At 74.1% G+C, this 557-nt stretch carries 1 protein-coding gene; it reads left to right on the top strand.

From position 1 onward, the window contains the following. The coding region (locus tag CBW50_RS29680) for an Ig-like domain-containing protein (protein WP_216356432.1) at nucleotides 1-557 on the top strand (557 nt) is incomplete at both ends.

The following is a 557-nucleotide window of genomic DNA, read 5'->3' as shown; positions in this document are numbered from 1 at the left end:
CCTTCGACGTCGATGCCCGGCCGCCCGGCGCCCCTTCGCTGGCCCTGGCGGCCGGCGCCGACACTGGCAGCAGCGCCACGGACGGCGTCACGCGCGACGCCATGCCGGCCATTGCGGGCACGGCGCAGGCCGGCAGCACGGTCAGCGTGTCCGTCGACGGCCAATTGGTCGGCAGCGTGACGGCCGGCGCCGACGGCGCATGGCGCTACCGCCTGTCGGCGCCGCTGGCCGACGGCCGGCACAGCGTGACGGCCGTGGCCAGCAATGCGAACGGTCCCGGGGCGCCGTCGGCGGCCTTGACCCTGGGCGCCGTCGGCGGCCTTGACCCTGACCGTCGCATCACGGCGCGCGATACGCCCGTCCATGGCGCCAGCACCCTGCGCTATGAATTGCAGTTCTCGGAAGCGGTGATCCTGGCGGCCGATGCGCTGGACGTCGTCGCCAGCGGCGGCGCGCAGGGCCGCATCGATTCCATCGTGCAGACGGGGGAGGGACGCTATCTGGTGCAGCTGGCAGTGAGCGGCGAGGGGACAGCTGGCAGTGAGCGGCGAGGGGAC

This window comes from Janthinobacterium sp. GW458P, from assembly GCF_002127585.1.
Taxonomy (GTDB): domain Bacteria; phylum Pseudomonadota; class Gammaproteobacteria; order Burkholderiales; family Burkholderiaceae_D; genus Janthinobacterium.
Note: the sequence above shows the minus strand (reverse complement) of the source record. Positions and strands in the feature narration are given on the sequence as shown.